The 24,710-nt window shown below is 75.7% G+C and carries 20 protein-coding genes; 14 read left to right on the top strand and 6 right to left on the bottom strand.

Features of this window, described 5'->3' with window-relative positions; all coding sequences use genetic code 11:
* Positions 1-349: 349 nt before the first annotated feature.
* Positions 350-1,531 carry a winged helix DNA-binding domain-containing protein gene (locus ACWEO5_RS30610; protein ID WP_452165429.1) on the top strand — a complete coding sequence of 394 codons (1,182 nt, stop codon included), beginning with the start codon at positions 350-352 and terminating at the stop codon, positions 1,529-1,531.
* Between the two features lie 501 nt (positions 1,532-2,032).
* Here the strand turns inward: ACWEO5_RS30610 and ACWEO5_RS30605 are convergent.
* Positions 2,033-3,010 (bottom strand): aldo/keto reductase, encoded by a 978-nt coding sequence (locus ACWEO5_RS30605; protein WP_452165428.1) that lies wholly within the window; start codon positions 3,008-3,010, stop codon positions 2,033-2,035.
* A gap of 11 nt (positions 3,011-3,021) precedes the next feature.
* Positions 3,022-3,990, bottom strand: coding sequence for an alpha/beta hydrolase (locus ACWEO5_RS30600; protein WP_452165427.1), 969 nt, complete (start codon positions 3,988-3,990; stop codon positions 3,022-3,024).
* A gap of 132 nt (positions 3,991-4,122) precedes the next feature.
* On the opposite strand from ACWEO5_RS30600, the gene ACWEO5_RS30595 reads away from it, so the two are divergent.
* The 8 genes from ACWEO5_RS30595 to ACWEO5_RS30560 all read left to right on the top strand — a co-directional run bounded on the left by ACWEO5_RS30595 (position 4,123) and on the right by ACWEO5_RS30560 (position 15,163).
* Positions 4,123-4,776, top strand: a complete 654-nt coding sequence (locus ACWEO5_RS30595; RefSeq protein WP_452165426.1) for a TetR/AcrR family transcriptional regulator — start codon at positions 4,123-4,125, stop codon at positions 4,774-4,776.
* Between the two features lie 495 nt (positions 4,777-5,271).
* Positions 5,272-6,984 (top strand): methyltransferase, encoded by a 1,713-nt coding sequence (locus ACWEO5_RS30590; RefSeq protein ID WP_452165425.1) that lies wholly within the window; start codon positions 5,272-5,274, stop codon positions 6,982-6,984.
* A 373-nt stretch (positions 6,985-7,357) separates the two neighbouring features.
* Positions 7,358-8,557, top strand: a complete 1,200-nt coding sequence (locus ACWEO5_RS30585; RefSeq protein ID WP_452165424.1) for an aminotransferase class I/II-fold pyridoxal phosphate-dependent enzyme — start codon at positions 7,358-7,360, stop codon at positions 8,555-8,557.
* 50 nt (positions 8,558-8,607) lie between these two features.
* Positions 8,608-9,882, top strand: a complete 1,275-nt coding sequence (egtA, locus tag ACWEO5_RS30580; protein ID WP_452165423.1) for an ergothioneine biosynthesis glutamate--cysteine ligase EgtA — start codon at positions 8,608-8,610, stop codon at positions 9,880-9,882.
* Positions 9,883-9,919: 37 nt separating this feature from the next.
* Entirely contained in the window at positions 9,920-11,257 is a 1,338-nt protein-coding gene (gene egtB / locus ACWEO5_RS30575) for an ergothioneine biosynthesis protein EgtB (protein WP_452165422.1), read from the top strand.
* Complete coding sequence (gene egtC, locus ACWEO5_RS30570) at positions 11,257-12,033, top strand: ergothioneine biosynthesis protein EgtC (protein WP_452165421.1); 777 nt, start codon at positions 11,257-11,259, stop codon at positions 12,031-12,033. Before egtB ends, egtC begins: the two co-directional genes overlap by 1 nt.
* On the top strand, positions 12,030-13,016 hold the full coding sequence (egtD, locus tag ACWEO5_RS30565; protein WP_452165420.1) for an L-histidine N(alpha)-methyltransferase: 987 nt from the start codon (positions 12,030-12,032) through the stop codon (positions 13,014-13,016). Before egtC ends, egtD begins: the two co-directional genes overlap by 4 nt.
* A 74-nt stretch (positions 13,017-13,090) precedes the next feature.
* Positions 13,091-15,163, top strand: coding sequence for a phosphotransferase (locus ACWEO5_RS30560; protein ID WP_452165419.1), 2,073 nt, complete (start codon positions 13,091-13,093; stop codon positions 15,161-15,163).
* Positions 15,164-15,212: 49 nt separating this feature from the next.
* Here ACWEO5_RS30560 and ACWEO5_RS30555 read toward each other — a convergent pair whose 3' ends face one another.
* The gene (locus tag ACWEO5_RS30555) at positions 15,213-15,848 is read right to left on the bottom strand and encodes a TetR/AcrR family transcriptional regulator (protein WP_452165430.1); all 636 of its coding nucleotides are present in this window, start codon (positions 15,846-15,848) and stop codon (positions 15,213-15,215) included.
* A gap of 183 nt (positions 15,849-16,031) precedes the next feature.
* Between ACWEO5_RS30555 and ACWEO5_RS30550 the strand changes: the two genes are divergently transcribed.
* Genes ACWEO5_RS30550 through fabG form a run of 3 tightly spaced genes read left to right on the top strand, consistent with a single transcriptional unit; the run spans position 16,032 to position 19,217 of the window.
* Positions 16,032-17,180 (top strand): acyl-CoA dehydrogenase family protein, encoded by a 1,149-nt coding sequence (locus ACWEO5_RS30550; RefSeq protein WP_452165418.1) that lies wholly within the window; start codon positions 16,032-16,034, stop codon positions 17,178-17,180.
* A 38-nt stretch (positions 17,181-17,218) separates the two neighbouring features.
* Positions 17,219-18,406, top strand: a complete 1,188-nt coding sequence (locus ACWEO5_RS30545; protein WP_452165417.1) for a thiolase family protein — start codon at positions 17,219-17,221, stop codon at positions 18,404-18,406.
* 52 nt (positions 18,407-18,458) lie between these two features.
* Complete coding sequence (gene fabG / locus ACWEO5_RS30540; RefSeq protein ID WP_452165416.1) at positions 18,459-19,217, top strand: 3-oxoacyl-ACP reductase FabG; 759 nt, start codon at positions 18,459-18,461, stop codon at positions 19,215-19,217.
* Between the two features lie 9 nt (positions 19,218-19,226).
* Here fabG and ACWEO5_RS30535 read toward each other — a convergent pair whose 3' ends face one another.
* Positions 19,227-19,997 carry an SDR family oxidoreductase gene (locus tag ACWEO5_RS30535; RefSeq protein ID WP_452165415.1) on the bottom strand — a complete coding sequence of 257 codons (771 nt, stop codon included), beginning with the start codon at positions 19,995-19,997 and terminating at the stop codon, positions 19,227-19,229.
* 189 nt (positions 19,998-20,186) lie between these two features.
* Between ACWEO5_RS30535 and ACWEO5_RS30530 the strand changes: the two genes are divergently transcribed.
* Both ACWEO5_RS30530 and ACWEO5_RS30525 read left to right on the top strand, forming a co-directional pair.
* A complete protein-coding gene (locus ACWEO5_RS30530) occupies positions 20,187-21,089 on the top strand; it encodes a helix-turn-helix domain-containing protein (RefSeq protein ID WP_452165414.1) in 903 nt (300 codons plus the stop codon).
* Positions 21,090-21,192: 103 nt separating this feature from the next.
* On the top strand, positions 21,193-21,345 hold the full coding sequence (locus ACWEO5_RS30525; RefSeq protein ID WP_452165413.1) for a hypothetical protein: 153 nt from the start codon (positions 21,193-21,195) through the stop codon (positions 21,343-21,345).
* A gap of 28 nt (positions 21,346-21,373) precedes the next feature.
* On the opposite strand, the gene ACWEO5_RS30520 is transcribed toward ACWEO5_RS30525, so the two are convergent.
* Positions 21,374-23,656: a hypothetical protein gene (locus ACWEO5_RS30520; protein ID WP_452165412.1), complete on the bottom strand. Its 2,283-nt coding sequence runs from the start codon at positions 23,654-23,656 to the stop codon at positions 21,374-21,376.
* Positions 23,657-23,672: 16 nt separating this feature from the next.
* A complete protein-coding gene (locus ACWEO5_RS30515) occupies positions 23,673-24,521 on the bottom strand; it encodes a methyltransferase domain-containing protein (RefSeq protein ID WP_452165411.1) in 849 nt (282 codons plus the stop codon).
* Positions 24,522-24,710 lie beyond the last annotated feature (189 nt).

Here is a 24,710-nt window from a genome sequence, read left to right as displayed (position 1 = left end):
CGCCGCAGTGCCCACCGCGCCCGCCGGGCCCACCGCGCCACGGCCACGCCCGTGCCCCGCCCGTGCCCGGGCCGCCACCGGCCCCGGGCCCGCACCCGTTCCCGCCCACCGGCCCGTACGGCCGGACGCACCGCCCCGACCTGCGCTTTCGCCCCCGGCTCCGGACTCCCCGGCGGTCGGCCGCCCCGATCCGGGAAACCACCCCCGCCCGGGGGCCTCCGGCTGCGAAACTTTCACGGCCCGCCGCCCTCCGGGGCCGCCCTCCCGCCCCGGACGGTGTCCGCCCGTCGCCTCCGAGACCCGGACGGGCCCCCGTGGCAGGCTGTCACCGACCCCGCAGGAGGTACCCGTGCCCGTCCGCCCCACGCTCGACGACGACCAGCGCCGCGCCCGGCTGGCCCGGCGGCACCGGCTCGCCCCCGGCACCGCCGCCGACCGCGCCGAGCAGGTGGCGGACGACCTGGTCGCCGTGCACGGCACCGACCCCGCCACGGTGTTCCTCGCCGTCGCGGCCCGGCTCACCGCCCCGGGCACCGCCGACACCGAACGCGCCCTGTACGCCGACGGGACGGTGCTGCGCCGCCACGGCATGCGCAAGACCCTGTTCGCCGTCCCCGCCGACCTCGCGCCCGCGCTGTACGCCTCCACCACCGCGAAGGCGGCCGCCGCCGAACGCGGCCGCCTGCTCAAGGACTTCGCCGCCTCCGGCCGCGACGCCGCCTGGACGGCCGCTGCGGAAGCCGCCGTACTGGACGCCCTCTCCAGCGCGCCGGACGGCCTGACGGGTAGTCAACTCGGCGAACTCGTCCCGCAGTTGCGCGAAACCGTCGACTACGGCGTCGGCACCTCCTACCAGGCCGCCCAGCCCGTCGGCATGCGGCTGCTGCGCCTGCTCGGTATGGAGGGCACCATGGTCCGCCGCCGCCCGCTGGGCGGCTGGACCAGCAGCCGGCACCGCTGGGTACCCGGGCCGCCCGTCCCCGCCGCCCCCAGCGCCGCCGAACGGGCCGCCGCCCAGGCCGAGTTGGCCGGCCGCTGGCTCGCCTCCTACGGCCCGGCCACCGAGGACGACCTGGCCTGGTGGACGGGCTGGGGCCTGCGCGAGGTGCGCGCCGCGCTGGCCGCGTGCGCGGCGGCCGAGGTCGAACTCGCCGACGGCGGGACCGGGTTCGTCCTCCCCGACGACCTCGACCCGCTCCCCGCCCCCGAGCCCTGGGCGGCCCTGCTCCCCGCCCTCGACCCCACCGCGATGGGCTGGAAGCACCGCGACTGGTACCTCTCCCCCGCACACCGCCCCGAACTGGTCGACCGCTCCGGCAACCTCGGCCCCACCGTCTGGTGGAACGGCCGCGTCATCGGCGGCTGGGCCCAACGCCTCGACGGCGAGGTCGTCTTCGACCTGCTCGCCGACCCCGGCCCCGAAGCCCGTCGAGCCGTCACCGCCAAGGCCGAGTCCCTCCGCGCCACCCTCGGCGACACCCGCGTCACCCCCCGCTTCCGCACCCCGCTCGAACGCCGCCTCAGCGCCTAGCGCCGCGTCAGGGGCTCGGGGAACGGCGAGTCCGTGCTGCTGACGGCCGGAGCCCGTCGAAGGCCCGTGCTGCTGCGTGGCTTGAACAGAACCGGAAGCCGATGCGCTGGGCGGCAGTGCACCACCAACAGACTGGGCCTCGCCGTTCCCCGAGCCCCCGGTTTCGCCTCCCGCCGTTCTCGACCGCGCAGCGCACCCCCGGCACGTTGAGCGCCTTGGTCGCGGAGGTCAGGGCCACCGTCCGGGCGGCCGCCGTCGGCCGGTTCGCGGTCGAGCCGCTCGGCGTCGAAGGCCCGGCCTCCGTCCTGGAGGACGTACGGGACGGGGTGGAGGCGCCGTTCCGTGCCCGGCTCCACTTCACTCCGGGGCGGCGGGCCAACGACGGGGGGTCGAGGCCGTCGAACACGGCTTCTCCTGTCCTTCGGGAGGCTGATGGGGGTGCGTGCGGTCGGCCGTCCCCGCGACGGGGTGCGGTCGGTCGGCGGGTGGGTGCCGCTCCCTTCACCGGTCGATCAGGGCGATGCCGTGGTCGCCGTACCGGGCTCCCCGGGCTCCGGTGCGGGGGACGGCGGCGTCGATGTCGCCGAGGTCGGCGGCGCTCAGCTGCAGGTCGAGGGCGGCCAGGTTGTCGCGCAGGTGGCGGCGGCGGGAGCTGCCGGGGATGGGGACGACGTCGCTGCCGCGGGTGAGGAGCCAGGCGAGGGCGATCCGGGCCGGGGTGGCGCCCTTGGCGGCGGCGACGCGGGTGATGGCGTCGACGACGGCCAGGTTGGATGTGAGGTCGTCGCCGTTGTAGCGGGGGGCGGTGGCGCGGAAGTCGCCGGGTTCGTAGCGCGTGGTGGCGCGGACGGCCCCGGTGAGCAGGCCGCGGCCGAGCGGGCTGTAGGCGACCAGGGTGGCGCCGATGCCGCGAATCGCGGGCAGGACGTCCTTCTCGACGTGGCGTTCCCACAGCGAGTACTCGGTCTGGACCGCGCTGATCGGGTGGACGGCGTGGGCGCGGGCGAGGGTGGCGGCGGAGACTTCGGACAGGCCGATGCGGCCCGCCTTGCCCTGGGCGACCAGGTCGGCCAGGGCGCCGACGGACTCCTCGACGGGGACGGCGGGGTCGATGCGGGCGAGGTAGTACAGGTCGATGTGGTCGGTGCGCAGCCGGCGCAGTGACGCTTCGCAGGCGCGCCGCAGGTCGTCGGGGGAGCCGGCGGGGACCAGGCCCTCGGCGGTGCGGCGGACTCCGGTCTTGGTGGCCAGCACGACGCGGTCGCGGTGCGGTGCCAGGGTCCGGCCCAGGAGTTCCTCGTTCGCCCCGTCGCCGTAGAAGTCGCCGGTGTCGAACATGGTGACGCCCGATTCGAGGGCCTCCAGCAGGGTGGCCGCGGCCTCGTCCGGGTCGGTGCGGCCGTAGCTGCCGGCCATGCTCATGCAGCCGAGGCCGAGTCGGGAGACCGCCGGGCCGTCGGTTCCGAGGGTGGTGCGCATCGTTTCCTCCGTCACTTCGTCAGGGCCGCGCGGAGGAACTCAAGGATCTCCGTCCGGGCGGCCTCGGCCTGTGGTTCGACGCCGGGCAGGGTGAGGAACGCGTGCCTCGCTCCCGGGTACTCGGAGAGCCGCACGGGCGTGCCCGCCGCGCGCAGCCGCTCGGCGTAGCGGCGGCCGTGGTCGGCGAGCGCGTCCCGGGTGGGCGTCACCACGAGCGCCGGGGCGAGCCCGCCCAGGTCGTCCTGGTACAGCGGTGAGACCGGGCGGGCGTCGGCTCCCGGCAGGACGGCGAGCCGCTGGATGAGCCGCAGTTGCGGCAGGACCGGGGCCGGGTCGTCCGCGTGCTCGGCGATCGAGGGGTGGTCGAGCATCGTCCCGGTCACGTCGACCACGGGGTTGACCAGCACCTGCGCCTTGAGCCCTTGTCCGGCCTCCCTGGCCCGGACGGCCGTCAGCGCGCTGATCAGCGCCCCGCAGCTCTCACCGAGGACGGCCGAGCGCGCCGGGTCGACGCCCCACCGCGCGGCGTGCCGCACCAGGTGCCGGAGCACGTCCCAGCCGTCGTCGGCGGCGTTCGCGAACGGGCTGCCGGGGGCGAGGAGGCGGTGCTCGACCGAGACGACCAGGGCGGGCAGTTGGGCGGCGAGGTGGCTGTTGGCCCAGTCGCACTGCACCGCCGTGCCCACGAAGCCGCCGCCGTGGACGTGGACCACGAGCGGCAGGTCGGTCCGGGCACCGGCTCCGCCGTCCCCCGCCGGCACCGGCCGGTACACCCGGACCGGGAGTTCGCGGCCGGGCAGTGCCACCTGCCGCCAGACGATCGCGGCGCCGGGATCCGGCTCCCCGAGCATCGCCCGGGCCGGGCCGGACGCCCGCCACTGGTTCTCCGCGTCGCGGTAGGCGCGCAGTTCCTCGTCCGTGATCGCCGAGAAGTCCGGATCCGGCGGCCTTGTCGCGGTCGCGGTCGCGGTCGCACTCATGCGTTCCCTCCCCCTCCCGGCCCGGTGCCGGGCGTGTCGTGCGTGTCCGGACAGCATGTTGTCCTGATTATGCACGCACCGCGTGCATCAGCAAGTGCACAGGTTAGACTGAGCCCGGACGAGAGGAGCGGGATGACCGGCCGGAAGCGGTGGACGACCGAGGAGATCCTCGACACGGCGGCGGAACTGCTGCGCACGGGCGACGCCGAGTCGTTCAGCGTGCGCAAGCTCGCCACGGCGCTCGGAACCGACTCCTCCAGCCTCTACCGGCACTTCCGCAACAAGACCGAACTGCTGCGCGCGGTCGCCGACCGGATACTGCTGGCAGCCATGGACGGCCACCGTCCCGAGGGCGACTGGAAGCAGCGCATCACCGCCCTGGCACTGCGCCTGCGCGAGGCGTTCGGCGAGCAACCCCAACTCGCCACCACGTGGGGGCGCTACGGGTCCAGCAGCACCGGATCCCGACTGGTCATGGAGGAACTGCTACAGGCCCTGCGCGCATCCGGCCTGCCCGACGAGGAGATCCCGGTGCGGTACCACCGGATCGTGATCCTCCTCTCCGCACTGATCGCCTCCGAGGCCGGCATCAGCACCATCGCCCCCGAGGAGTACGAGCAGGCCATGGAGCAGTTCCGCGTCGCGGTGCTCGGCGCCGACCCCGAACGCTTCCCGACCCTGGCCCACTTCGCCCGCGACATCCGCCCCCTCGCGGCGGACCGCCGCGCCGCGTTCGAAGAGGCCCTCGCCGCCCAACTCGCCCACATCGAAGCCCGGATCCCCTGAGTACCAAGGACTCGGAGAGAACCGCGAGAGGCGCAACGAAGGGCTCGGGAAGAACGGCGAGAGGCAAAACCAGGGGCTCGGGGAACGGCGAGGCCCGGTCTGCTGACGGTGCACTGCCGCCCAGCGCATCGGCTTCCGGTTCTGTTCAAGACACGCAGCAGCACGGGCCTTCGACGGGCTCCGGCCGTCAGCAGCACGGACTCGCCGTTCCCCGAGCCCCTGGTTTCGCCTGCCGCCGTTCGTAGCCGAGCCCCTGATGCCGGTGGTCGGGCCAATCGGGTGAAGCGGGACGGGCGGGCGCTCCGGTGACGGCTAGGATCACCGAGTCTGACGGTCCGTCAGATTCTCCCGCCGCGCCCCGCTGCCGCGCCGCCGGGCTGCGCCCTTCCCCCATGCGGGCGCATCCCCACCGGGCGGCGTGCGCGTTCCTTTCCGGGCCCCTCCAGAAACGTTTCGCCCACGCATCACCTGCCTACCCTCAAGGACGTCCCCAGCATGAGCACCACCACGACCGTCACGGCTCCGACCGACGCGGAGTTGTTGCGGGCGGCGGCCGACCACGCCCGCCGCCAGGACACCGCCGCCCTGCTGAGCGCCCTGCTGCCGGGCCTGGACGGCGTCGAGCTGCGCGCGCTCACCGACCGCTGCCGCTTCGCGCACACCGCGCTGCTGGTCTTCCCGCCGGACGCCGGGGCGCTGCGGGCGCTGCTGGCCGGGGCCGGGCTGGCGACGGAGGCGGCGGCGCGGCCGAGCACGGTGGTGCGGGAGCGGCTGGCCGTGCGGCACGGCCGGGACGCGGCGGAGCTGGAGGTGGGCATCCTGCGCCCGGCGGTGACCGGCGCGGACGGGGAGCAGCGGGTGGTGGAGGTGTTCGCGCTGACCGTCCCGCCGGGTTCGGGGCTGGCCGGGCTCGCCGCCCGCGAACGGGCGGCGCAGCACGAGGCGCACCTCGGCTTCGAGGTCCGGCAGCCGGATCCGCTGCTGCTGCGCGGCCTGTGCGCGCTGCTGGCCCGGCACGGCGCCCGGCCGGACGGGGGCGGCTACAACCCGCACGAGGACGGGACGGTGCTGTACTTCACGGCGCCGGACGACTCGAAGGCGGGCTGTCCGCGGATCGAGCTGTACGCGCCGGGCGACCACCGGGAGTTGCTGGCCGAGCACCTGGCCCGGCACCGTGCCGAGCAGCCCGCCGAGGTGCTGCTGCGGCAGTTGACCGGTGCGTGGACGACCCAGGCGCTGGGTGCCTTCGCCGAGTTGGGCGTCCCGGAGGCGATGGACGCGCGGGTGCCGCGCAGCGCCGAGCAGGTGGCGGCGGCGGTGGGCGCGGACCCGGAGACGCTGCGGTCGCTGCTGCGCTACCTGGCGATGCTGGGCACGGTGGTGCCGGACGGCGGCGGCTTCCGGCTGTCCCCGGCCGGGGAGTTGCTGCGGGCGGACGCGGCGGGTTCGCTGCGGCCGCTGTCGCTGCTCTACGCGGGGCCGTTCTACCGCTCGTTCGGCGGGCTGGCGGGGACGGTGCGGACCGGGGAGGCGGCCTTCGACCGGCTGTTCGGCGAGAACCACTTCGACCACTTCGCCCGCGATCCCGACCTGGCCGAGCTGTTCGACCGTTCGATGGCGGCGAGCACCCGGATGTTCGACCCGCTGCCGGGGCACCCGGTGGTCCGGGCGGCGGCCTCGGCGGGCGGGCCGCGCACGGTGGTCGATCTCGCGGGCGGCACCGGCGAGTTGCTGTCCCGGCTGCTGACCGCGCACCCCGCGCTGCGCGGCGTCCTGCTGGAGCGCCCGCACGTCGTGGACGCGGCCCGGGAGTTCCTGGACGCGGCGGGCTGCGGCGACCGGGCGCGGTGCCTGGCGGGGACCTTCGCGGACGTGCCGCCGGGCGGGGACGTGTACCTGCTGTCGCGGGTGCTGCACGACTGGGACGACGCGCACTGCCGGGGGATCCTGCGCCACCTCGCCGCCGCGATGCCCCCGCACGCGGACCTGCTGGTGGTCGAGCGCCTGCTGCCGGAGGACGGCTCCCCGTCCCTGGCCACCGCCTGGGACCTGCACATGCGCTGCAACGTGGGCGGCCGCGAGCGCACCGCCGGGCAGTACGCGCGGCTGTTCGCGGACGCCGGGCTGGAGCTGCTGCGGCACGACCCGCTGCCGCTGGACGCCCGGGTGCTGCACGTGCGCAAGTCGCCCGCCGACCGGGCCGGTTGACGTCCCGCCGCGCCCCGGGTCACGCCGTTCGGGCGGCCTGCCGGACGGGGCCGGTGCGGGGGGAGGCCGTCTCGGCCGGTTCGGCCGGTTCGGCCGTCGCGGCCGGTTCGGCGCCGGCGGCGCAGGTGGATGGCAGTGCCGTTCCTCGGCCCGGGGCCCTCGCCGGGCGGGGTCCGGCCTCCAGCGGTCCGGCCTTCCGCGGTTCGGCCTCCCCCGGTCCGGCCGCGAGTGCGACGGCCGCGAGTACGACGGGCGCGTCCGCTCCGCGCAGCGTCGGACGACGTTGTCCGGGGGTTCCGGTCCCGGGTCGCTCGCCCCGCCCGGGCCCGGCTCGGCCTAGCGTGGGTGGGAACGGCGTCGGAGGGAGCGGACGGTGTTCGAACGGTTCTCGCGGGCGGGGACGGGCAGTGCGAAGTGGGCGCGGGCGGGGGCGGGGCGGATCGCCATGGGGGTGGCCGACATGGACCTGCCGGGGCCCCCGGCGGTGGGGGCGGCGCTGCGGGTGCGGGCCGGGCACCCGGCGTTCGGCTACCCGGTGGCGGAGGACGCGGACCGGGTGCTGGTGGCCGACTGGTACCGGCGGCGGCACGGGGTGGAGGTGGACCCGCGCTGGGTGATGCTGCTGCCGTTCGCCCCGGGCACGGCGGTGCGGCTGCTGCTGGAGGCGGTGCGCCCGCTGCCCGGCCCGGCGGTGTGCGTGACCCCGGAGTGGGGCGGCTTCGCCCGGGTCTGCCGGGCGGCGGGGGCGGAGCTGCGGGAGCTGCCGCTGCTGCCCACCGGCGATCCGGCCGACCCGTACCGGCTGCCGCTGGCCGGCATCGCCGCGTCCCGCCCGGGCCTGGTCATGCTGAGCAGCCCGCACAACCCGACCGGGCGGATCTGGTCCGCCGCCGACGTCCGGGCGCTGGCCGCGGCCGCCGCCCCGGGCCTGCTGGTCTCGGACGAGGTGCACGGCGACCTGCGGCACCCGGACGCGGAGGTGCCGCAGCCGGTCGCGGTGGCGGTGACCGGCGGGGCGGCGAACGTGGTGACGCTGGGTTCGGTCGGCAAGACCTTCAACGTCTCCGGGCTGCCCAGCTGCTTCGCCCTGGTGCCGGACGCGGGGCTGCGCGAGCGGCTGACGGCGGCGATGGCGGGCTTCGGGCTGTGGGAGGGGGGCCTGCTGGGCGCGGTCGCGCAGCGGGCGGCGCTGGCGGAGGGCGGCCCGTGGCTGGACGCCGTGCTGGCCCACCTGGTGCGGGCCCGGGAGCTGGCGGTGGCCGCGCTGGGCGGTGCGGTGCTGGCCCGTCCGCAGGCTTCGTACCTGCTGTGGCTGGACGGCGCGGGGCTCGGCACCCGGGCCGAGCTGCTCACCCGCCGTGACGTCGAGCTGGCGGACGGATCCGATTTCGGACCGGCCGGTTCCGGCTGCCTGCGGCTGAATTTCGCCCTGCCACTGGACCGGCTGCGCACCGCACTCACCCGTCTGACCTGCGAAAAGTCGATCCGGGCGGCACCGAGGTTTGTCCCGGAGCAGACTGAGCAGGAACAACCGGGCTCAAGTCGCGAACCGAGGGATGGTGAAACCCGGTGACATCTGTACGTCCGCAACAGGCCGCCCCGGCCGCCGATCCGATACACAGCGTGACACTTCAGGCGGAGTTGACCGAAGCGACGGCCGAACGGCACCTGGGCGCCATCTGCTTCAAGATCGGCCCGCCCGCGCTGGTCGGGGTGGAGGCGGAGTGGTTCGTCCACGACGTCCGATGTCCCGGCGCCCCGGTGGCTCCCGACCGGGTGGCGGCCGCACTGGCGGCGCTCCCCGACTCGGCCGACGGCCCGGTGCTCCCGGCCGGCTCGCGGCTGACGCGCGAACCCGGCGGGCAGGTCGAGCTCAGCTCCCCGCCCGCCGCCGACCCGGCCGACTGCGCGGCCGGACTGAGCACCGACCAGGCGGTGCTGCGGGCGGCACTGGCCGCCGAGGGCCTGCGGCTGACCGGCAGCGGCACCGACCCGATGGACCGCGAGCGGCGGATGCAGGCCACCCACCCGCGCTACCGGGCGATGGAGCGCTACTTCGACCGCGGCGGCCCGTGGGGCCGGATCATGATGACCGGCACCGCCTCCGTCCAGGTCTGCGTGGACGCCGGGACCGAGGCCGAGCACGCCGCGCGCTGGCGGCTCGCCCACGACCTGGGTCCGGTCCTGGTCGGCGCGTTCGCCAACTCCCCGCTGCTGGAAGGCCGTCCGACCGGCTGGAAGTCGACCCGGCAGCTGGTCTGGTCCCGGATGGACCCCTCCCGCACGCTGGCCCCGCCGCCGACCGCCGACCCGCGCACCGCCTGGACGCGGTACGTGCTGGACGCCGCGCTGCTGTGCGTGCGCCGCCCCGACGGGCTGCCCTGGGACGCCCCGGCCGGGCTGACCTTCCGCGAGTGGCTGCGCGGCGCGGGCGAGCGGCCCGCCGAGCTGGCCGACCTGGACTACCACCGCACCACGCTGTTCCCGCCGGTGCGCCCGCGCGGCCACCTGGAACTGCGGATGATCGACGCCCAGCCCGGCGAGGGCTGGCGGGTGCCGCTCGCCCTGGTCAGCGCGCTGATGGACGACCCGCGGGCCGCCGACGAGGCCCGCGCCGCCCTGGAGCGGCTCGGCCACGCGGGCAGCCGCGCCCCGCGCTCCGGCCTGTGGCGGCGCGCCGCCGCGCTCGGCATGGCCGATCCGGACCTGCGCCGCGCCGCGCTGCTGTGCTTCGCCGCCGCCGAACGCGCGCTGTCCCGCGGCGGGAGCCAACTGCACAGCGCACTGGTCGAGTTCGCCGAACGCTACCCGGCCCGCGGCCGCTGCCCGGCCGACGACCAGCTGGCCGCCCTGCGCACCGGTACCGCCGCCGCTCTCCAGGAGGACGTCCCGTGCTGACCGCCGAACTCCCCTTCCCCCGGCCGGAGGAGACCGCGTGCTGAACGCCGACCGCACCGACCCGGCCGTGCTGCGCGAGCTGATCGCCGGCGAACTGCTGGCCGCCCGGGAGCGCACCGCGCAGCTCACCGGGGCCGTGGACGACGCCGAACTGGTCGCCCAGCACTCCCCGTTGATGTCACCGCTGGTGTGGGACCTGGCGCACATCGGCAACCAGGAGGAGCTGTGGCTGCTGCGCAACGTCGGCGGCCGCGACCCGATGCACCCGGAGATCGACCCGCTGTACGACGCGTTCGAGCACCCGCGGGCCGAGCGCCCCCGGCTGCCGCTGCTGCCGCCCGCCGAGGCCCGCGCCTACGCGCACGAGGTGCGCGGCCGGGTGCTGGACCTGCTGGCCGCCTCCCCGCTGGAGGGCGCGCCGCTGCTGGACGCCGGGTTCGCGTTCGGGATGATCGTCCAGCACGAGCAGCAGCACGACGAGACCATGCTGATCACCCACCAGCTGCGCACCGGCCCGGCCGTGCTGGACGCCCCGCCGCCGCCCGCCGCCACCGGGGCCCCGCTCGCACCCGAAGTCCTGGTGCCCGCCGGGCCGTTCACCATGGGCACCGACACCGAGCCGTGGGCGCTGGACAACGAGCGCCCCGCCCACCGGGTCGAACTGCCCGCCTTCTGGCTGGACACCACGCCGGTCTCCAACGGCGCCTACCGCCGCTTCGTCGCCGACGGCGGCTACGACGAGCCGCGCTGGTGGACGCCCGCCGGCTGGGCGCACCGGACGTCCGCCGGCCTGGAGGCGCCGCTGTTCTGGCAGCGGGACGGCGAGCAGTGGCTGCGCCGCCGCTTCGGCCACCTGGAGCCGGTGCCGGACGAGGAGCCGGTGCTGCACGTGAGCTGGTACGAGGCCGACGCGTACGCCCGCTGGGCCGGGCGGCGGCTGCCGACCGAGGCCGAGTGGGAGAAGGCCGCCCGGCACGACCCGGCCTCCGGCCGCTCCCGGCGCTTCCCGTGGGGCGACGCCGCCCCCGGCCCCGAGCACGCCAACCTCGGCCAGCGGCACCTGCAACCGGCCCCGGTCGGCGCCTACCCCGAGGGCGAAGCACCGTGCGGCGCGCGGCAGTTGATCGGCGACGTGTGGGAGTGGACGTCCAGCGACTTCACCGGTTACCCGGGCTTCACGGCCTGGCCGTACCAGGAGTACTCGGAGGTGTTCTTCGGCCCCGAGTACAAGGTGCTGCGCGGCGGCTCCTTCGCGGTCGCCCCGGTCGCCTGCCGGGGCACCTTCCGCAACTGGGACTACCCGGTGCGGCGGCAGATCTTCTCCGGCTTCCGCACCGCCCGCGACGCCGAACCCAGGACGGGGGCCCGGGGCTGATGTGCCGCCACTTCGCCTACCTGGGACGGCCGGTGCCGATCCGCTCGGTCCTGCTCGACCCGCCGTACGGGCTGCTGCGCCAGTCCTGGGCACCCCGGCTGCAGCGCTACGGCACCGTCAACGCCGACGGCTACGGCGTCGGCTGGTACGCGGCCGGGGACGAACGCCCGGCCCGCTACCGGCGGGAGGGCCCGATCTGGGCCGACGGCGACCTGACCGACCTGGCCCGGGTGGTCGGCTCGCACGCGGTGCTCGGCGCCGTCCGCTCCGCCACCCCCGGCTGCGCGGCCGGGGCGCAGGCCGCCGCCCCGTTCGCCGCCGGGCGCTGGCTGTTCAGCCACAACGGCGCCCTGCCCGGCTGGCCGCGCGCCTTCGCCCCGCTGGCCGAACTGCTGCCCGCCACCGAGCTGTTGGAGCTGGAGACGCGCACCGATTCGGCCCTGCTGTGGGCGCTGGTGCTGAACCGGCTGCGGGCCGGCGCCGAACTCGGCGAGGCGCTCGCCGACGTCTGCCTGCTCGCCTCGGAGATCGCCGACGCCCGGATCAACCTGCTGGCCACCGACGGCAGTTCGGTCGCCGCCACCGCCTGGGGCGACACCCTGTTCCAGCGCCGGGACGCGGACGGCTCGCTGCTGGTCGCCTCCGAACCCTTCGACGACGGACCCGGCTGGTCCGAAGTCCCGGACCGCACCCTGCTGGTGGCCGACGCGGCCGGCAGCGCACTCACCCCGCTGGCCCCCGTCGGCCCGCGCATCCGAGAGGACGCCCCGCGATGACCGGATACCGGCTCACCCGCCTGCTGCCCCCCGACCACCTGCACCACGCGCTGCGCGCCGACGTCCGCGAAGGGCTGAGCGGCGAACCCAAACGGCTGCCGCCGAAGTGGTTCTACGACGCCCGCGGCTCCGAACTGTTCGAGGAGATCACCCGGCTGCCCGAGTACTACCCCACCCGGGCCGAACGCGAGATCCTCACCGCCCGCGCCGCCGACATCGCCACCACCACCCGGGCCCGCACCCTGGTCGAACTCGGCTCCGGCTCCTCGGAGAAGACCCGCCTACTGCTGGACGCGCTGCGCGCCGCCGGCACCCTGGAGCGGTACGTCCCGGTGGACGTCAGCGAGAGCGCGCTCGAAGCCGCCGCGAAGGCCCTGACCGACGAGTACCCCGGCCTCGAAGTCTCCGCCGTGCTCTCCGACTTCACCAAGAGCCTCGGCCTGCCCGACGGCGGCGGCCCCCGCCTGGTGGTGTTCCTCGGCGGCACCCTCGGCAACCTGCTGCCCGCCGAACGCACCGCCTTCCTGACCGGCCTGCGCTCCCAACTCCTGCCCGGGGACTGGCTGCTGCTCGGCACCGACCTGGTCAAGGACCCGGCAGTGCTGGTCGCCGCCTACGACGACGCCGCGGGCGTCACCGCCGCCTTCAACCGCAACCTGCTGTCGGTGCTGAACCGGGAACTGAACGCCGACTTCGAACCCGAGCAGTTCGAGCACGTCGCGCTCTGGGACGCCGAGAACGAGTGGATCGAGATGCGACTGCGCTCCCTGCGCGCCCAGACCGTCAAGGTCGCCGAACTCGGCCTGCCCGTCCACTTCGAGGCCGGTGAGGAGCTGTACACCGAGGTCTCCGCGAAGTTCCGCCGCGAACGCGTCGAACGCGAACTCTTCGCCGCCGGCCTGCGCCTGACCGACTGGTGGACGGACGACGGGGGCCGCTTCGGGCTCTCGCTCTCCCGCCCCTTCGAGGACGGCTCCGACTGAGAACCCAGACAAGGGCTCTCTCCTCGCCGATTATTCGTTGGCGTGGTCGCTGCCACCGTCCGGAGAATGCCCGGGTGCAGACGAACGAGCAGCGGACGGCGACCGTCGTGGTCGAGTGGCGGGGCGGGATCCTGGGGGCGGTGGGGCCGTTCGTGACGGCGTCGCCGCACTGGGCGCAGGTCGGCGAGGTGGCGGAGGCCGCCTCGCGGGCGGCGGGGGTGCCGCTCGCGGTGCTGCGGCTGCTGTCGGTGGCGGGCGGCGAGGGCGGCCGGGGCGGCGAGACGGTGTACCTGGCGGTGGCGTCCGGGCGTCCGACCGGCGCGCTGGCCCCGGCGGGCACCGAGGACGCCGGGCACCCGCTGCGGTTGCGGTGGGCGTCGGCGGACGGCCTGGCTGCCGAATGGGCTTGGGCGGACGGCGAGTTGGCGAAGCTCGGCCGTCCCAGGACCGGCCCGGTGGAGCAGGTGCGGAGCTGGAACCTGTCGGCGCTTTCGCGGTTCCCGACGGCGGACGGCCCGGTCTGGCTGAAGAGCACGCCGCCGTTCGCGGTGCCGGAGGCGGCGGTGATCGCCCGGGTCGAGGCGGCCCTGCCGGGGCTGGCGCCGAGGGTGCTGGCGGCGGACGGGCGGCGGGTGCTGCTCGCGGACGTGCCGGGTGTGGACTGCTGGGGTGTGCCGGAGGACGGCATGCTGGAGGTCGTCGACCGGTGGGCCTCGGTGCAGGCGGCGTCCGCGGCGAACGGCCCGGACGGGCTGGCGGACTGCTCCCCGGCCGCGCTCGCGGAGCGCTTCCCGGCGCTACTGGAGCGGCTGCGTCCGGAGCTGCCGGCGCTGGAGTACGCGCAGGGCCGGGAGCTGGCGGCGATGCTGCCCGAGCTGGCGGCCCGGCTGGAGCGCTGCGGGCTGCCGTCGACGCTGGTGCACGGCGACTTCCACCCGGGGAACTGGCGCTTCGACGGCGAGCGGCCGACCGTGCTGGACTTCTCGGACGCGGCCTGGGGCCACCCGGCGCTGGACGGGCTGCGGCCGAAGGCGTTCCTCTCCCCCGAGCGCTGGGCGGACGTCCGCTCGCGCTGGATCGACGCCTGGCGCGAACTGGCGCCGGACAGCCGGCCGGAGGCCGCACTGGAGATGGCCGCGCCGCTGGTGCACGTGCACTTCGCGCTGCGCTACCAGGAGTTCCTGGACGGCATCGAGCCCAGCGAGCACCCGTACCACGCGGGCGATCCGGCCGACGAGGTGCGGCGGGCGCTGCGCAAGGTGCTGTCCTCGAACTTCGACTCCCGACCGCTGGGCGCGGGGCGGGAGTTGTACCGAGCCCTGATGTGGGGCGGCGAGGGGACGGCGGCGGCGGTACTGGACGACTGGGCGGCACGGGTGCAGCCCAGCTATTCGGAGCGGCTGGCGGCGGCGGCCGCGTACGACACGTTCACCGCACAGTCGGCGCAGGAGCAGGACCTGCTGGAGTGCGAGCTCTACGCGCTGAGCCGGACCGCGGACGTGCTCGCACTGGAGTTCCAGCCTCCGTTCGGCGACGGGCCGGTCCGGGACGGGGTACGGATGGGCGTCGGCCGGGAGGAGTTCGCGGCGTTCTTCGCCCGGCTCGGCATGACGGAGGTCGGCGCGGCGGGCGGCTTCGACCCGTTCCTGCACGAGATCGCCGAGCTGGTACCCGCCGAGGACCCGGACGCGCCGATCGAGCTGCTGGACGTGTTCTGGCCGGGGTTCGTGTTCGGCGAGCTGCTGTTCGCCCGGGCGGGCGTGCGGGTCCGGGCGGGCGCCCGGGTGGCCGAGCCGGGCTGGGCGGACGCCTCGCCGGTGTACTGGGCGCACCGGCGGCGTGGTCGGCCGACGGTGAACCTCGGGCAGGGCTGGGGGTCGAACTCGCAGTGGAGCACCAGCCACCGGATGGACTTCCGGACGGCGGACGGCGACCGGCTGAACGTGGTGCGCAGTCCCGAGCGGTTGTCGGACCACCACGCGATCGAGGGCTTTCCTCCGCTGAGCCGGGCGGAGGCCGAGGAACTCCTGCGCCACCGCTGCCTGTTGCGCCGCCCGGCCGGGCTTCCGGAGCTGGTGGCGGACTCGCAGGAGGCCGCGGACTTCTGGCCGTTCGACTGGACGCTGCCGGAGCCGGCCGAGTGCTAGCCGGACTGCCGCGACCACGGCGCCAACTGGCGGAGGTAGCGGCGGCGGCTCAGGACGGCAGGCGGCGGTAGCGCAGTTCGAGGCCGTCGAGGAGGGCGTCGAGGCCGGTCTCGAAGGCGCCCTCGTCGACGGCGCGGCGGTGTTCGGCGAGGCGGTGGGCGTCGCCGAGGTGGGGGTAGTCGGCGGCGGGGTAGAGCGCGGCGTCGTCGGGGAAGCCGGCGGCGAAGGAGCCGAGCGCGGAGCCGGTGACGAAGTAGCGCATCAGGGCGCCGATCCGGGTGGCCTGGCCGCGCGGCCAGCCGGCTTCGACCAGGCAGCCGAAGACGGCGTCGGCGAGGCGCAGGGCGTGGGGGCGGCGGCCGGGGCCCTGGGCGAGGACCGGGACGAGGTGGGGGTGGGCGGCCAGGGCGGCGCGGTAGGAGCGGGCCCAGGCGTGCAGGGCGGTGCGCCAGTCGTCCGGCGCGTCGAACACGGTGAGGTCGACCTCGCCCATCACACTGTCGACGACGGCGTCGAGGAGTTCGTCCTTGGTGGCGAAGTGGTTGTACAGCGAGGGGCCGCTGACCGAGAGTTCGGCGGCGAGGCGGCGGGTGGAGAGCGCGGCCAGGCCCTCGGCGTCGACCAGGGCGAGGGCGGCGGCGATGATGCGGTCCCGGTTGAGCAGCGGGGTGCGGGGTCGGGCGATCTCCGCCTCCTGGGGGCGCGGACTGGCTGGGTCCGGGTCATTGTCGCAGGTGGTCGGGGCGGCTCGGCGGGTGCTCTTCCGGGTGAGGCCGGAGCGGGTTACAGTCACCGTAAAACTTGCAGTGCTAGTTTATCGGCGGCGCAGGATCGCCGAGTACCTGCCGAGCGTTCGGGGTGTCGCCGCGTGGACCTGGAACTGACCGAGGAGCAGGACGCCGTACGGGAGTTGGCGGCGTCCTTCACCGACCGGGAGATCGTGCCGTTCGCGGCCGAGTGGGACCGGGCGGAGTCCATCGACCTGGGCGTCGTCAAGAAGCTCGGCGACCTGGGCTTCCTCGGTCTGACCCTGCCGGAGCAGTACGGCGGCAGCGGCGGCGACCACCTGGCGTACTGCCTGGTGCTGGAGGAACTGGGGCGCGGCGACTCGTCGGTGCGCGGCGTGGTGTCGGTGTCGCTGGGGCTGGTCGCCAAGTCGGTCAACGCGTTCGGCACCGAGGAGCAGAAGCGCGAGTGGCTGCCCCGGCTCTGCTCGGGCGAGGCGCTGGGCTGCTTCGCGCTGACCGAGCCCGGCACCGGCTCGGACGCGGCGAACCTGACCACCCGGGCCGAGCGGGACGGCGACCACTGGCTGGTCTCCGGCAGCAAGATGTTCATCACCAACGGGACGTGGGCGGACGTCGCCCTGGTCTTCGCCCGCACCGGCGGACCCGGGCACCGCGGCATCACCGCCTTCCTGCTGCCCACCGACGCGCCCGGCTTCGAACGGCGGCTGGTGCACGGCAAGTTGGGGCTGCGCGGGCAGGCCACCGCCGAGCTGTCCTTCGACCGGGTCCGGGTCCCGGACAGCGCACGGCTGGGCGAGCTCGGCCAGGGCTTCACGGTGGCGATGGCCGCCCTCGCCAAGGGCCGGATGTCGGTCGCGGCGGGCTGCGTGGGCATCGCGCAGGCGTCGCTGGACGCGGCGGTGCGCTACGCCGGGGAGCGCGAGCAGTTCGGGAAGCCCATCGCCGCCCACCAGTTGGTGCAGGAGCTGCTCGCCGACATCGCCGTCGACGTGGACGCGGCCCGGCTGCTGACCTGGCGGGTCGCCGACCTGATCGACCGGGGCCGGCCGTTCGCCACCGAGTCCTCCGTCGCCAAGCTGTACGCCTCCGAGGCGGCGGTGCGCTGCGCCAACAACGCGCTGCAGGTGTTCGGCGGGTACGGCTTCATCGACGAGTACCCGGTCGGCAAGTACCTGCGCGACGCCCGGGTGATGACCCTGTACGAGGGCACCAGCCAGATCCACAAGCTGCTCGTCGGGCGCTCGCTGACCGGTGTCAACGCCTTCTGAACCGCCCTTCCCGACCCACCGACAAGGAGCCCGACGAAGTGCTTCCGGTCTTCATCGCCGCCGCCCGCCGCACCCCGATCGGGCGGCTGCGCGGCGCGCTGTCCGCCGTCCGGCCCGACGACCTGTCGGCGGCCGTGCTGCGCGGACTGCTCGACGCGGTGCCCGCGCTGGACCCGGCGCGGATCGACGAGGTGTACTGGGGCGCCGCCAACCAGGCGGGCGAGGACAACCGCAACCTGGCCCGGATGGCCGTGCTGCTCGCCGGGCTGCCGGACAGCGTGCCGGGGGCGACCGTCAACCGGCTGTGCGCGTCCGGGATGGAGGCCGTCACCACGGCCGCCCGGGCGATCGGCTCCGGCGAGGCGGACGTGGTGGTGGCGGGCGGCTGCGAGTCGATGAGCCGCGCCCCGTTCGTACTGCCCCGCCCGGACGAGGCGCTGCCGCACCGGATGGAGACCTTCGACACCCGGCTCGGCTGGCGCCTGACCAACCCGCGGATGCGCGACCTGCACGGCGTGCTGTCGATGGGCGAGACCGCCGAGGAGGTCGCCGCCCGCTACCGCATCGGCCGCGAGGCGCAGGACGCGTTCGCCCTGCGCAGCCACCGACTGGCCGCCGCCGCCCGGGAGTCGGGGCACTTCGACGCCGAACTGCTGCCCGTCGCCCGCCCGGACGGGACGCTGGTGGACCGCGACGAGTCGATCCGGACCGACACCACCGCCGAGAAGCTGGCCGCCCTGAAGCCGGCGTTCCGCCCCGGCGGCACCGTCACGGCGGGCAACTCCTCGCCGATGAACGACGGCGCGGCCGCCCTGCTGCTGGTCAGCGAACGAGCGCTGGCCGCACTGGAGTTGGAGCCGCTGGGCCGGTACGTGGCGGGCGCCTCGGCGGGCGTGCACCCCGACGTGATGGGGATCGGGCCGGTGCCGGCCACCCGGCGGGTGCTGGAGCGCTCCGGCTGGCGGACCGCCGACCTGGAGACCACCGAGTTCAACGAAGCCTTCGCCGCCCAAGCCCTGGCGTCCGTCGGCGAGTTGGGCATCGACCCGGAGCTGGTCAACCCCTCCGGCGGGGCGATCGCACTGGGCCACCCGCTGGGCTGTTCGGGCGCCCGGATCCTCACCACCCTGCTGCACCGGATGCGCCGCACCGGCGCCCGGCGCGGCCTGGCCACCATGTGCGTGGGCGTCGGCCAGGGCTCGGCCGTCCTGCTCGAACGCGACTGAACTCCCCTCTCCACACATAGACATGACGGAACATCAGGAACGGAGCACGACAGTGGGCAGGTTCGACGGCAAGGTGGCGGTGGTGACCGGGGCCGCGCAGGGCATCGGTGCGGCGACGGCCCGGCTGCTGGCCGCGGAGGGCGCGGCGGTCGCCGTGGTCGACCTCACGGCGGAGCGGGCGGCGGGCACCGTCGAGGAGATCGCGGCGGCGGGCGGCACCGCCCGGGCCTACGGGTGCGACGTGTCCGACTACGACGCGGTCGAGGCCGTGTTCACCGCCGTGGTCGAGGAGTTGGGCGGGGTGCACGTCCTGGTCAACAACGCCGGGATCACCCGGGACAACCTGTTCTTCAAGATGCCCAAGCAGGACTGGGACACCGTCCTCGCGGTCAACCTGACCAGCGCCTACAACTGCGCGCACGTCGCGCAGAAATACTTCGTCGCGCAGAAGTACGGCAAGATCGTCTCGCTCAGCTCGCGCTCCGCCCTGGGCAACCGCGGCCAGGCCAACTACGCGGCGGCCAAGGCCGGGATCCAGGGCCTGACCGCCACCCTGGCCATCGAACTGGGCCCCTTCAACGTCAACGTCAACGCCGTCGCCCCCGGCTACGTCGTCACCTCGATGACCGCCGCCACCGCCGAACGCGTCGGCGCCACCCCCGAGGCGCACCAGGCCGAGGTCGCCGCCCGCACCCCGCTGCGCCGGGCCGGCCGCCCGGAGGAGATCGCCGCCGTGGTGGCCTTCCTGGCCAGCGAGGACGCCTCGTACGTCAGCGGCCAGACCCTGTACGTCAACGGCGGCGCCCGCTAGGCGTACCCGCTAGGCGCGGCGGCCCCCGAAGCCGGGGAGGGTGTCCAGGGCGCGGGAGCGCTGGGCGACGAGCTCGTCGTAGGTGCCGTCGCGCTCGGCCCAGCGGTGCCCGAGGACGCCCTTCACCAGGACCTCGCGCGGGGTGGGGTCCTGCGCGAGCAGGTCCATGACCTCGGTGGCGAAGTCGTCGAGCGGCAGCGCGTGCGGGTTCACCCGCTCCTGGCCCGCCGTGGCGACGGCCGGCGGGACGAGTTCGACGACCCCGACGCCGGTGCCGTCGAGCTGCGCGCGCAGCGCCTCGGAGTAGGCGTGCACGGCAGCCTTCGACGCGGCGTAGCCGGGCATCGGCGGGAACGGCAGGAAGGCGATGCCGGAGGTGACGGTGACGAAGGTGCCGGCGCCCCGCCCGATCAGGTGCGGGGTGAAGGCGTCGACGACCCGGACGGTACCGAGCAGGTTGGTGTCGATCGTCGTCGCCGTCGCCGCGAAGTGCGCGGGGTCGCGCAGGTCCTCCATGAGCATGACGCCCGCCGCGATCACCACGGTGTCCAGCCCGGGGTGGCGGGCCAGCACGGCGTCCCGGGCGGAGGCGACGGAGGCGCTGTCGGTGACGTCGACGGCGACCGTGCCGAAGCCCTCCTGCGCGAGTTCGGCGAGCGCCCGCGGGTCGCGGCCGCCGACGGCCACGGTGCTGCCCGCCGCGGCGAACCGCCGGGCCAGCTCCCGTCCGATGCCCGAGGTGCCGCCGACGACGAGGACGGTGCGGTCGGAGAGGTCCACGAGGTCCTCCCTTTCGTTCGGGCGCCGCCGCCGTGCGGGGCGGCGGCGCGGGTCGTGAGGGCTGCCGTCCCTACCGGAACGGCCCTCCCGCAGTCTCGGCCGCCGCTGCGGGGCGCGGGAGGGCCCCCGTCCTCCCTGGTCCTGGCAGGGCCCCCGTTCGGGCGCGCGCACCGCGTTACGGTGGACGGCATGAAGGACGACGGATCCGACAACCGGCTCGGCAGCTACCTGCGGGCCCGGCGCGAGCTGGTCTCCCCGGCCCGGGCGGGGCTCCCGCCCGGCGGCAACCGCCGGGTGCCCGGCCTGCGCCGCGAGGAGGTCGCGCTGCTCGCCGGGATCAGCCCCGACTACTACCTGCGCCTGGAGCGGGGCCGCGACCGGAACCCGTCCGCGCAGGTCCTGGAGTCCCTCGCGCGCGTCCTGCACCTCGACGACGACGAGCGGACGTACCTGCTCGGCCTCACCGCCGCCCACCCCCGGACCGCGCGCCGCAAGCGGCCCGAACACGTGCCGGCCCGGGTGCACCAGCTGCTCGCCCACCTCACCGTCCCCGCGTTCGTCGAAGGGCGGGCGTTCGACGTCCTGGCCGCCAACCCGCTGGCGGTCGCGCTCTCCCCCCGGCTGCGCCCCGGCCTGAACCGGCTCCGCTCGCTGCTGCTCGACCCCGAGGAACGGGCCTTCCACCAGGACTGGGCCGGGGCCACCGCCGATTTCGTCGCCGCCCTGCGCGCCACCGTCGGGGACGACACCGACGACCCCCGGTTCGTCGAACTCGTCGGCGAACTCGCCCTCGCCAGCCCGCGTTTCCGCACCCTGTGGGCCCGCCACGACGTCCGCCCCCTCGGCGGGGGCAGCACCACGGTCCACCACCCCCTCGTCGGCGAACTGCGCCTGCACCGGGACAAACTCCCCGTCGACGACGTGATCCTCGTCGTCTACTACCCCGACAAGGACAGCGCGAGCGACGAGAAGCTGCGGCTCCTCGCCGCGCTCACCTGCACCGGACCCGCCGACCCGGTCCCGGACGGGCCGCCGGGTCCGGTGGACGGGCCGCCGGGTCCGGTGGACGGGCCGCTGCCGCGGACGCCCTGAGCGCGAGGGCTGCGACCGGGACTACGGCCACGGCTGCGAGTGCGGCTACGGCTACGGCTACGAGTGCGGCGGGAACGGGGCCCGGCCGGAGGACCTCCGGGTAATGGAGGAACGACGGGTTCGTCCTCGCCAACGGCCAGGCGGACGCCTACCCCGACCCGACGCCGTCCCGCTGGAACGGGCCCTCGCCGTCGTCGCCCACCTGCTCGCCCGCGGCACCCCGCTCCCGGACGCCCCCTGGTCCGTCGACCGCTGAGCGGCCGGGGCACCCGGCGGACCGGGGCTCAGCCCCGGGCGTCGGCGAGCTGGCGCAGGTAGCGTTCCGCGGCGCGGAGCTTGCGGTTGTCCGGGCCAGGGAGGTGGGCGCGGAGCTCGATGATGTCCGGGGCGATCCGGATCGCCTCGGCCGGGTCCTTGACGGCCCGCCAGCACGCCTCCGCGTTGGTGACCGCCCGCTGGGTCTCCGGGTGCTCGGGGCCGTCGGTCTGCAGCAGCGTCGTGGCGACCTGCCGGTAGAGCTCGGCCGCGACCGAGGGACGGCCGCCGACCCGGCAGACGTGCGCCCGGACCTGGCGGACCTGGAGCACGACGGAGGCCCGGGAACCGTACGCGCCGACGGCCTTCTCCTCCAGCGCGAGGGCCAGCGCCGAAGCGGTCTCGTGGTCGCCGGCCTCCGCGTTGCGGACGATGTCGCCGATCGCCTCCAGGTACTCGCTGGGCGGCGCCTGCTCGGCACCGGGCCGGCCCGCCTCGGCCTGCTCGGCATCGGCCTTCCCCGCCTCGGCCTTCTTCCCCAGCTCGACCGGCGGGCCGTCGCTCCGCTCCCCGTCCCCCTTCTTGCCCAGCTCGACCAGCGGACCGGGCAGCAGGGCGGTGGCGGCGAGCGGGTCGTGCCGGGGGGCCGGTTCCGGCTCGGGGGCGCGTTCGACGAGCGGCACGGGGGCCGACTTGTCCAGCAGGACGGTCGCGGCCGGAGGCGCGTCCGCCTCGGAGGGCACCGCCTCGCGAAGCTCCGCCTCGGGAAGTTCCACGCTCTCGGCGGCCTTGGCGAAGGTCACAGCGGGCGCAGCGGGCGCGGCGGGAAGCGTGGGCGGCAGGGTGAAGTCGGGCTCCTCCGCGAGCGTGGCGGCGGGCTCGGGCTCGGGCTCGGGCACCGCCAACGTGGCGGCCTCCTTGCCGAGTTCGACCCGGGGCTGGGCCGACGGGGCCGACGGGGTCGGCGGGGTCGGCGCGGGCTTGTCGAGCGGCACGCGCGGCGCGGTCGCGGACGTCGCGGCGACGGGCGACGCCGCGACGGACGGCGCGTCCGCGGGGACCATCGGTTCGCCCTTGACCAGCGAGACGATCATCTTGCGGCGCGGCGGGGTCGCCGGGACGCCCGCCTTGCGCAGCGAAACCAGGCCGCGCGGCGCCCAGTTGAGCGCGAGTTTGGGCCGGACGGGTTCGGCGGCGGGGGCGGGCGCGGTGGCGGGCGCGGGCACGGTGGCGGTGGCTGCCGTGGCGGCCGTGGTGCGCGCCGCGTCGGGGCGGGCCTGGAGGGTGGCGGCGGGCTCGCCGCCGCCGATCTGCCGTGCGGTGTTGCGGAAGTAGGGCCGGTCGGCGGGGTGCGAGGCGATCACCACGGTGTCGGCCCGCAGCACCGAGTTGACCTGCTGGTGGACGAGTTCGGGGGTGAGGAACTGGTCGGCGCCGGGGCGGCCGCGGTGCAGCGTCTCGATCAGGCCGCGGGTGAAGGTGCCGAGTTGGTCGGGGTCGTGGTTGACGACGGCCCAGAGCGGGACGCCCTCGGAGAGTTGCTGCCCCGCGGTGGCGGCGAGGGTGGGCCAGACCACCTGGTCGGCGCTCAGGTCGCCGATCACCAGGGTGTCCAACTCGCTTCCCCGGTGCCGGAGTTCGGTGGCGATGGCGGACCAGGGCAGGCTTTCGGAGCTCTTGTGCTCGCGCAGCGAGAGGTAGAGCTGTTCGCCGCGCCGGTCGGTGATCAGGTGGCCGCCGAGGTGGACGAGCAGCGGCCCGGGGTGGCGGGCGGCGGCGCGCAGGTGGGCGAGGACGGTCTGCGGGTCGCTGGCGCCGGGCAGGTGGACGGCGTCGACCTGGTCGGCGGAGAGCAGCACCTGCGGGGCGACTCCGGCCAGTGCGGCGGAGAGCACGGAGGCGTGGGCGCTGCCGCGGCCCCATCGGCGGCCGCCGCCGTAGCCGCCCTCGATGACCAGGATGCGTCCGCGCAGGCCGCCGCCGATGCCGTGGGCGGCGGGCGCCGGGGCGGTTCCGGCGGCGGGGGGCGGGGCGTCGGCGGTAGCGGCGATCCGGAACGTGCCCGTCCAGCCGGTGCCGCCGGGCGGGGCGGCGGGCGGCGGCGGGAGGGCGGTGCCCCCGGCCGGGGTAGGCGGGGTGCCGGCGCGGGTCTCGGCGAGCACGGACTCCGGGATGACCAGGTTGATGGAGGTCGCGAACGGGTCGGCGCCGGGCGGGAGTTCGACCGTCTGCTCGGGGGCCGCCGGGGTCGCGGGGAGCCTGAACGTCTCCTCCGGATCGGCCTCCGGCCCGCCCCCGGTCGTCGATGCCACGTCAGCCACCGTTCGGTCACCGCCCCCGTCCGCCGCCCGTGCGACGCCGTGCCTGTACGCCGTGGTGTCCCGCACCAGGCTCCGATCCCGGCCACGATACGTGGTCGGCGGTCGGACCGGCCAGGCCGGGTCCCACGAGGGTTGACGCCCGTTCGGACGGACGCCGTGGCTGTTCGGGCAGCCGCGGCGACCGGCGGGACGGGCCCGGCGGGCGTTCAGCCGGATGCGGGTACCGGGCGGGGAGCGGCCGGCACGGTGCCGGCCGGGCGCAGGAGGAGAACGGCGGGCCGATCAGCCGGGTGACGTGCAGCCCCACGGCGTTGGCGTGGCGGGCCGGGGCGGTGCGCCGCACCTGGTGCCGGTCGAAGAACTCACCCACCACGATCCGCCCGTCCGGCTTGACCACCCGGCCCAGCTCCGCCGGCGTCACCTCCGGCCGCAGGATCTCCCCCGGAGCCGGCACCAGGTAGGCGGCGTCGAACACGGCGTCCTCGAACGGCAGGTGGCGGGCGTCCGCCAGGGTCGGCGCGATGGTGGTGAGGCTGCGGAGGGCGGCCCGGCCCATCACGTGGTCGAGCATCTCCTGCTGGACGTCGACGATGTCGAGCCGACCGCCGGGGCCCAACTGCGGTGCGGTCCGCAGCGCCTGGAGGCCGGTGCCCGGGCCGACCTCCAGGACCCGCTCGCCCTGCCGGAGTTCCAGCATCGCGTCGAGCCGCTCCTGGCCGAGCAGCGGCAGGAGCAGGGGCAGGATCCGGTGCTGCGCGTACGGGTAGGGGGCGGAGTCGAACGCCCACCCGGACAGGGCCGCGGCGCCGGCCGCCGTCGCGGTCAGCCCCCGGCGCGCTCCGGGACGGCCGAGCACCGTACGAAGATTTGTGGTCAGGGGTCCCCCATCGCAGGGTGGTTGGTGGCTGGTCGGACCGGCCGCGGCGTCGGAAGGGCGCCGCCGCGGCCGGTCCTCGCGCTCTTCAGCCTGCACGCTGCGGCAGGCGCGGTCATTCACGCCGGCATCCGGATCGGTGGTGGTGCTGGCTTCACCACCGATCCGGAT

Source organism: Kitasatospora sp. NPDC004272, assembly GCF_053603035.1.
Note: the sequence above shows the minus strand (reverse complement) of the source record. Positions and strands in the feature narration are given on the sequence as shown.